This window comes from Paenibacillus oryziterrae, from assembly GCF_042610485.1.
GTDB lineage: Bacteria > Bacillota > Bacilli > Paenibacillales > Paenibacillaceae > Paenibacillus_AQ.
This window is the reverse complement of sequence record NZ_JBGJZO010000020.1, coordinates 80,294-88,719: the sequence shown is the minus strand read 5'-3', so window position 1 is coordinate 88,719 and position 8,426 is coordinate 80,294. Positions and strand designations below refer to the sequence as shown.

The window sequence follows — 8,426 nt, the reverse complement described above, 5'->3', positions numbered from 1 at the left end:
CGGCCTCAGTCCCATTGAATTCAGGACCAAGACCGCTTAGCTATCTTTTATTTTTTGTACTGTCTACTTGACGGGGTGCAGTTCAAACGGCCTAGGTACACTCTCTTTAGATATTATTCCATATAAATTTCTATGATAGCAATTTGACGATCACGGGAAAGGTCGCAGAAGTGACTCTCGATCTTAACCAGTGGACGAAATACATCCGTTGGATTGTTCATAATAATTGTACCCATATCACCCGTACTGAGCAGGACGCGTTTGCCGATAAAGTTAGGCATTAGATGCTGAATAAAGGCTTGTACAGATTTGGCATTCAGTTTCCCGAAGCTGAGGTTGTGAATTTCACGTAATACTGTGATCAGTTCCTGCTTGGATTGATAAATCCTCGGAGTAGTCATAGCACTGTACACATCGGCTATTGCTGCAATCTTGGCGTAAGGATGAATTTCGGATTTCTTCAGGTTCGCGGGATATCCGGATCCGTCTTCTCTTTCATGATGCTGCAGTGCCACGAGGGCGGTATGTTGATCGTTCATAGAGTTAGAGATAATTTCGTAACCATATGTAGTATGTCGTTTAACTTCTTCAAACTCTTCCACAGTCAGTTTGCCTGGTTTATTCAGTATTGCCGGTGAAATCCTGCACTTGCCGATGTCTATCAAATATCCGGCGCGGCTGATCTCATAGCTCTCTTGTTTGGAATAACCCAGCCATGAAGCAATATAATAAGAAAGCATGCCTACCTGAAGTGAATGATTATAGGTGTACTCATCATCCCTATCCAGCAACAGCAGCAGCGAAACAACATCTTTGTGTTGATCTAGGGAGCCTAATAAGGGCTGAAGGACATCATCAACCATAGACTTGTTAAAGCTTCCCTTGGCCAAAGCTTCTAAATATAAAGATTCAAAGCCTTCAACCATACTGTCAAACCGGTTACTTACGATTTGAAGGGTCAATTCTTTATTAGAAGCTTGCTTGATTTCTTCACGGTCCTCGATAACAACGTAATCTACACCGTGCTGCATTAACTTGAAAATATCCTCCGATTGCAGTTGAGTTCCCTTGGATAATACGTGAATTCCTTTGGAGCTAAAAGTGTTATCTCTCAGATAATCACCGGGTTTTAGTTCCGTGACGTGCACTCTCAAGTCTGATGCCACCTTCTACTTCAATTTGTTTAAAGCATAGCAATAAACAATGATATTTACAATGATAAAGAAGTCACGTTCAGACAGTAAAATTATCCCTTGAATTACTGTCAGAATCTTTCCAATACTGGACATCATCGTTAATTTCTTTCTTCCAAATCGGTACGATTTGTTTGAGTTTCTCTATGGCAAAACGACTGGCTTCATAACAAGTTTCACGGTGGGGTGAGGATACGGCAATGACAACACTTGCCTCTTTGAGACCCACAAGTCCCAGACGATGCGCAATTGCACATCGTGCGTTCCAGCGGTGCTGGACTGCATTGCCGATCTCCTGAAGTTTAGAGAGAGCCATAGGAATATATGCTTCATAATATAGCGCTGTCGTTCGCTGGTCTCCTGTCATTTCGCGGGTTGTTCCGATGAATACCAGGGAAGCACCGTGCCCATTATCCAGTACCTTATCAAGCAGTTCTTGTGGTTCCAGCGTTTTATCAGTAATTATGTATAATCCATCAGGTGTGCTTACATTCAATGTTTCAGATTCTCCTCCAGAAACCGGAGGAATAAGCGCCACCTCAGCATTTTCCAGAATTATGGTATCCTCTGGCGCATATTCCCGGTCGATGGCGACAAGGGATACTGCAATCTGGGATGAAGCATCCGGATAAGCTGCAGAAAGAATCTCTTTGAGTTTTCCTGCAGTCAAAGGACTCTCAGCAGCATGGAAAGGAAGAGAGGACGTACCGATAACCTCTGCCAGACCTGCGAATAGACGGATCGTGATATGCAAGCTAGATCACCTCAATTTTAATTATAATGACTCTAATATACCATAATAGTTCTGAAAATGTTATGCTGTTCAGTAGAGAAAAAGCACTTACTGCCGCATAAAGCGGCTGTATAAGTGGAAGGGATATCGCGGATGAGGACCGAGCCAAGAAGATTGACCATTCTGCATACCAATGACATACATAGCCATTTTGAAATGATCAGCCCTGTGGCTGCTGTGATTCAGCGGGAGCGCGCAGCTGCACAGGATCAGGTACTGCTGGTGGATATCGGAGATCACATGGACAGAGCGGCGGTAGAGACGGAAGGGACAGGCGGACAAGCGAACATCGATATTCTTAATCTAACCGAATATGATGCGGTTACGATTGGAAATAATGAGGGACTGACCTTCTCTTCTGAAATGCTGGAAGCTGCTTTCGCAGGATTGCATTGTCCGGTAGTCTGCTGCAATTTTGTAGACCGTAGTACAGGAGTACCGCCAGTATGGATGAAGACTCATGCCATAGTGGTGAAAGACGGCATAAGAATAGGCATTACCGGCGCTACCGTTGCGTTCACTTCCTTCTACTCTCTGCTTGGCTGGGATGTGCAGGACCCAGAAGACGCACTGCGTGAGCAGTGCCGTGAGCTAGCACCGAAGGTAGACATTCTCCTGGTTCTTTCCCATTTAGGACTACCTGCTGACAAACAGCTGGCCGAGAGAATCCCAGGCATCCATGCCATTCTGGGAGGCCACACACACCATGTATTGGAACAACCCCTTCTTATTAACGGTACAGCGGTATGCGGTGCGGGGAAATTTGGCCGATATGTCGGGCAACTGCTATTTGAACAGAGTGAAGCGGGAGCATTTCATTTCGTGAATGGAGGCTGTTTAACGGTTGAGCCTCATTTGCAGGATGACAAGGTTCGGGCGGCTATCGCATTGCATCTTGCAAGAGCGCAGGAAGCTCTTCAGGAGACAGTCGTTTATACCGACAGAGAGCTGCCGCTGGACCTGAATGGAGAGTCACCCTTCGGCAATCTGCTCGCTCAGGCTGTAAGACAATTTACCGGCAGCCAAATTTCGCTGGTCAACACAGGCCAACTGCTGGGTCCGCTGCCTGAAGGCGAGATCACTACAGGGATGCTTCATGCCTTGTGTCCTTCTCCGATTAACTCTTGCACCATGCTGCTGAGAGGCAAAGATATCCGTGAGGCGCTGAAGCAAAGCCTAAATGAAGCTTTTAAGAGCAAGGTCATATACGGTTACGGATTCCGGGGGGAGATGCTGGGCAGTTTGGCCGTAGATGGAATAAAAATCTTGTATAACCCGCAAGCCATCCCTTATGATGACGATATTGCAGTTTTTGTCGATGATGAACCGCTTCAGGATGAACGGGAGTACAATGTTGGAACGCTGGACATGTTCACTTTTCGCATGGGATATGAGAATATCGCGAGCGGGAGAAATATTGTATACTTGCTGCCCCGTTTCCTGAGAGATTTGCTTAGAATGGAACTGCAACGGCCGGGCAGCCTTGAGGAATCCGAAAGTCCACGATGGATCACAACATTACACTAATTTATCATTCCCACATATAGGAGGAGTATATGGATACAATTACAGCAGTTATATTGGCAATAATCGAAGGAATAACGGAGTTTATCCCAGTATCCTCAACGGGTCACATGATACTTACAGCTGAGCTTTTAAATGTGGAACAGACCGCAATCCTCAAAACTTTCGAGATTGTCATTCAGTTAGGAGCCATTCTGGCAATCGCTCTGGTCTACCGGCGCCGTGTTCTGGATTTACTCGGGATTGGACGCAAACGTTCGGGAAGAGGCGGGGTTATGCCAAAGTCACGGCTGAACCTTGTACATGTTATTCTGGGTATTGCCCCGGCGCTTGGGGTTGCTTTCTTCGCTCGTGATTTTATCAAAGGCCTGTTTAGTTCCAGCACGGTACTGTGGGCGCTTGTTGCCGGCGGTATTCTGATGATTGTTGCTGAATGGTTCAATAAACGTAAAATCCGTATTACAGCGCATGAGCTTGATGATTTGTCCTATGGGCAGGCGCTGGCGATCGGACTCTACCAGATTATCTCCGTACTGTGGCCGGGTTTCTCTCGTTCGGGTTCCACGATTTCAGGGGGGATGCTGAGCGGAGTGAGCTACAAGGCTTCGGCAGATTTTTCATTCCTGATTGCCATTCCGATTATGTGCGCAGCTTCGGGCTATGAACTACTTGATTCTTACAAAGATTTCACAAGTGATACGCTTGGCGTCTTTGCGATAGGTTTTCTGATTTCTTTTGTGGTGGCATATCTTGTGGTAATTCTATTTATGAAGCTGATACAAAAGATCCGGCTGACGCATTTTGCAATCTACCGTTTTATTCTGGCGGCTGTATTCTGGCTCTTTGTAATGCGTTAAGAATATGCGTAGGTTCACTTAGGCAGGGATGCATTTTTTCGACACGATTGCGTGTTTCTTTATGGTAACGGTATAACCTATCGATAACAGATGATTTAATTACAAAAAAAGACAATTTACCGTTAAAGGGCAGGAGTGAGTTAAGGTGCGTTTAGTTTCCGTGAATAAGATCCAGGCTGGCATGAGGCTTGGAAAAAGAATATATAATGATGAAGGGCTCACACTTCTTGCGGATGGCATTGAGTTGACGGATGCCCTGATCACCAGGCTGTCCAGGCTCGATATTGGATATGTCTATATTGAAGATGCCCTGACTGCAGATGTGGAAATCCCCGGTTTGTTGCACGATGAAACACGTAATATGGCACTGAAGACGATCCGTAGCCAGTTCCAGGAGATGTCGGGAGCGTCTAATATTACCAAGGGTTTTTATCATCTCGATAAAAAGTTCTCTAAAGTTATGGACTCCATTCTCGATGATATCTCTTCACAGTCCGACCCGATGATCATGCTGCTTGATATGCACACGGCAGATAACTACTTATATGTCCACTCGCTGAATGTCTGCCTATATACACTGGTGCTTGGTATTGCCCACGGCTACAGCAACAATGATTTAAAGATTATCGGTCTGGGCGCGCTGCTTCATGATATCGGTAAGACGCAGATTCCGGTCAAAATCGTACAAAAGCCGGGCATGCTAAGTGAGGAAGAATTCCGTCATATGCAAGCTCATACAGAAATCGGCTACCGCATCCTGAAAGAAGAGCCCAACATTCCGCTACTGTCAGCACTTTGTGCCCTGCAGCACCATGAGCGGGTTGACGGCTCGGGTTATCCCCGGGGACTGACCGGTGACCAAATTCATGAATACTCCAAGTGGCTGGGTGTGGCGGATTCATATGATGCCATGACCTCCAACCGGGTATATAAAAGAGCAATGCTGCCGCATCAGGCCGTAGAGGCGCTGTATGTCGGCTCCGGTACACTGTATGAGCAGAAGCAATTGGAAATATTCCGTGATCGCGTAGCCATTTATCCCTTGGGGCTTACTGTAACGCTCAGTAACGGTGAAAGCGGAGTTGTAGTAAAAATTGACCCGAGTATTCCGCATAGACCGGTTGTACGTGTATTGACCGGTCCAGAAGGGGAAACCATAACGCCGTTTGAACGCGATCTTGGCAAGCACTTATCTTTAGTCATCTCCGGTGTGGCTGATCAGGGAGCGCCTACAGTCCGCTAAACCATTGTACCCGGGGTTTCACAAGAAGCCCTATAGTTTAATGCAGCGAGAATCGGAGACAGGGAACACCCACTTGCGGCGGGCCCGGTAACCGGCTCACGCTGCATTCTGTTTTTTTTATGAAGTTAACGGGCGGTTTAGTCTTTGTGCACCTCTTGTGCAGATATTTTCATCTTCGTGGTATGATATAGGGTAAGTCAATGTTACCAAGTGTTTTATTTTCGGTTAATTAATGAATAAGCCTAACGCTTCTAAAGGAGTTATTGCAAATGAAAGATAGATACAACGCTGAATCCCTGAAGGAGTTATCGCCAAGCTATGACCCCTGGGACCCGATCACATCGCTGCGCACCCACGGCCGCCATGTACTGACCAGTGTTGAAATGACGGTTACTAACCTATGCAATATGCGTTGTGAGCACTGCGCTGTCGGTGACAGTCTTTTACTTAAGGAAGGTGAGATGCTGCCGCTAAATGTAATGCTGAACAGACTGGAAGAGGTGGAGCATCTTCAGACGATCAGTATCACCGGCGGTGAGCCTATGTTCCGCGCGGGAACGGTGGATAATATCATTGTGCCATTGCTAAAATACGCCAGGGAACGGGGAGTGCGCTCCCAAATGAATTCAAATCTTACGATGCCTTATTCCCGTTATGAGAAGCTTCTGCCTTATTTGGATGTGATGCATATTTCTTTTAACTATTTGAACGGAGATGATTTCCACGAGGTTGGTTTTGCGAATAGCGGCCATACCGTTGCTAAGGAAGCCGCTTACCGTTTGTATGATACGATGCTGGAGAACTCCCGCCGCCTCAGCGCGGACGGCATGCTGATCTCCGCAGAGTCTATGATCAACTACCGGACGCACAACAAACTTCCGCAGATTCATACATTGATCCGGGAAATGGGGGCCAAAAGACATGAGGTTCACCCGATGTATGCTTCAAGTTTTGCTTCCACTCTGCCCGTATTGTCCCTGAAAGAGATGGGTGTCGCGATCAACAGTCTGCTGGATGCCCGTGATCCGGACATGTGGATGCTATTCGGAACGTTACCCTTTTTCGCTTGCAGCCCCCTTGAAGAGGATCAGTCGCTGCTGCGGAGGATGCGCTCCGAGAAGAATGTCACGATGCGGAATGATCCGGACGGAAAGAACCGGGTGAACGTCAATATGTTCACGGGTGATGTGTTCGTTACGGATTTTGCAGATATTGCAGCCTTTGGCAATATTGCGACAGACGGGCTTGATGGAATTTTTGCTGATTGGCAGAGCCGTCATCCGTTGAACCAGAAGGTGAATTGCCACTGTGATGCAGCCGGCTGCTGCGGCCCCAATCTGCTGGTGGCGGATATGTATTACCCGGATATCGATTTCAAGAGCAGAAAAGCGATCACTCTGTAGAAATGAGGCGTTGTTATAGTGCATACGGATTTTGAAGTGGGGAGACTGCTGCTGAATCTTTTGCTGGTTCTAGTGCTTGTGTTACTAAACGGCATATTTGTGGCTGCTGAATTTTCACTGGTGAAGGTCAGGCAGTCGCGATTGACCCAATTGGTGAGTGAAGGCAACAAAATGGCGGGGTACGCACTAAAAGTAAACAAAAGGCTGGATTCTTATTTATCCGCCACCCAATTCGGAATTACACTGGCTTCACTGGGACTTGGATGGGTGGGGGAGCCGGCGATATCGGAGCTGCTCGTGGAGCCCTTGATGTTCCAGCTTGGCGTTACCGATCATACACTGATTTCAACCGTATCAGTGGTTATTGGCTTCTCGATTATTACCTTTTTACATATTGTGCTGGGTGAGCTTGCCCCGAAGTCTCTGGCTATCCAAAAAACAGAAGGTTCGGCTCTGCTGCTATCCGCACCCTTGATGTTCTTTTATAATTTGTTCCTGCCTTTTATCTGGGTACTGAATGCCTCGGCCAATGCCTTGCTGCGGCTGGTAGGTGTAGAACCTGCCAGTGAAGCGGAAGCGGCGCACTCCGAAGAGGAAATTCGCATTCTGATGAATCAAAGCGCCAAGAGCGGGGTTATCGACAAAGACGAGATGAAGCTGATGGATAATATTTTTGAGTTCTCGGATTTGCTTGCCCGTGAAGTTATGCTGCCGCGGACAGATATGGATGTACTGTACAGCAACCTGCCGCTGGAAGAAAATATGCGGATCATTACCGAAACCAAACACTCCAGGTATCCGGTTGCTCTGGAAGACAAAGACCGGATTATCGGCTTTGTCCATATTACCGATTTGCTGTTCGCTCCACCGGAGCAGCAGCATGATCTGACTACTCTGGTGCGCCCAATCCTGAACGTGCCGGAATCAATGGAGATTAGTCATGTATTGCGTCTGATGCAGAAGAATCATTCGCAGCTTACGCTGGTTGTGGATGAATACGGTGGTACAGCAGGACTGTTAACCGCCGAGGAGATTCTGGAGGAGATTGTAGGAGATCTCCATGATGAATTCGAGGACGAACGACCTGAGGTTGAAATGATCGGTCAGGTTATTTCTGTAGACGGCCGCATGCTTATTGAAGAAATCAATGACTTGACCGGGGTTATCATCGAAGATGACGAAGTCGATTCCATCGGCGGATGGCTGTTTAAGGAGCTTGAAGGTAATCCCTCCAAAGGCAAGATGATTAAGCGCGAAGATGTTATCTTTGAAGTCGAGGAGGCGACACGGCTTCGGATTACCAGAGTCAGCATCCACCGGGTGCCTCCTCCAGAACCGGATGAAGTGATTGCAGGCAACGATGAGGAAGAAGAGTAATTACCACAGCATTCGGGTTAAAAAGAATATACATGC

7 protein-coding genes are annotated in these 8,426 nt (G+C 47.1%); 5 read left to right on the top strand and 2 right to left on the bottom strand.

All coding sequences use genetic code 11. The features are described from left to right. Nucleotides 1-113: 113 nt before the first annotated feature. The gene (locus ACAN55_RS18495) at nucleotides 114-1,154 is read right to left on the bottom strand and encodes an HD-GYP domain-containing protein (protein ID WP_379136104.1); all 1,041 of its coding nucleotides are present in this window, start codon (nucleotides 1,152-1,154) and stop codon (nucleotides 114-116) included. A 79-nt stretch (nucleotides 1,155-1,233) separates the two neighbouring features. Continuing rightward, complete coding sequence (locus ACAN55_RS18490; RefSeq protein ID WP_379136102.1) at nucleotides 1,234-1,947, bottom strand: molybdenum cofactor biosynthesis protein MoaE; 714 nt, start codon at nucleotides 1,945-1,947, stop codon at nucleotides 1,234-1,236. Nucleotides 1,948-2,079: 132 nt separating this feature from the next. Between ACAN55_RS18490 and ACAN55_RS18485 the strand changes: the two genes are divergently transcribed. From ACAN55_RS18485 to ACAN55_RS18465, 5 genes are all read left to right on the top strand, one after another. Beyond that, nucleotides 2,080-3,513 (top strand): bifunctional metallophosphatase/5'-nucleotidase, encoded by a 1,434-nt coding sequence (locus ACAN55_RS18485; RefSeq protein ID WP_379136099.1) that lies wholly within the window; start codon nucleotides 2,080-2,082, stop codon nucleotides 3,511-3,513. 29 nt (nucleotides 3,514-3,542) lie between these two features. Continuing rightward, nucleotides 3,543-4,367, top strand: coding sequence for an undecaprenyl-diphosphate phosphatase (locus tag ACAN55_RS18480; protein ID WP_379136097.1), 825 nt, complete (start codon nucleotides 3,543-3,545; stop codon nucleotides 4,365-4,367). Nucleotides 4,368-4,512: 145 nt separating this feature from the next. Then, nucleotides 4,513-5,610 (top strand): HD-GYP domain-containing protein, encoded by a 1,098-nt coding sequence (locus ACAN55_RS18475; protein ID WP_379136095.1) that lies wholly within the window; start codon nucleotides 4,513-4,515, stop codon nucleotides 5,608-5,610. 269 nt (nucleotides 5,611-5,879) lie between these two features. Then, nucleotides 5,880-7,013: a radical SAM/CxCxxxxC motif protein YfkAB gene (gene yfkAB / locus ACAN55_RS18470; RefSeq protein WP_379136091.1), complete on the top strand. Its 1,134-nt coding sequence runs from the start codon at nucleotides 5,880-5,882 to the stop codon at nucleotides 7,011-7,013. An 18-nt stretch (nucleotides 7,014-7,031) separates the two neighbouring features. After that, nucleotides 7,032-8,390, top strand: coding sequence for a hemolysin family protein (locus tag ACAN55_RS18465; RefSeq protein ID WP_379136088.1), 1,359 nt, complete (start codon nucleotides 7,032-7,034; stop codon nucleotides 8,388-8,390). Nucleotides 8,391-8,426: the final 36 nt, after the last annotated feature.

Excerpts from the sequence above, each read along its gene's own strand:
- ACAN55_RS18485 (WP_379136099.1), top strand. The coding sequence starts at position 2,080 with ATGAGGACCGAGCCAAGAAGATTGACCATTCTGCATACCAATGACATA.
- ACAN55_RS18480 (WP_379136097.1), top strand. The coding sequence starts at position 3,543 with ATGGATACAATTACAGCAGTTATATTGGCAATAATCGAAGGAATAACG.
- yfkAB (WP_379136091.1), top strand. The coding sequence starts at position 5,880 with ATGAAAGATAGATACAACGCTGAATCCCTGAAGGAGTTATCGCCAAGC.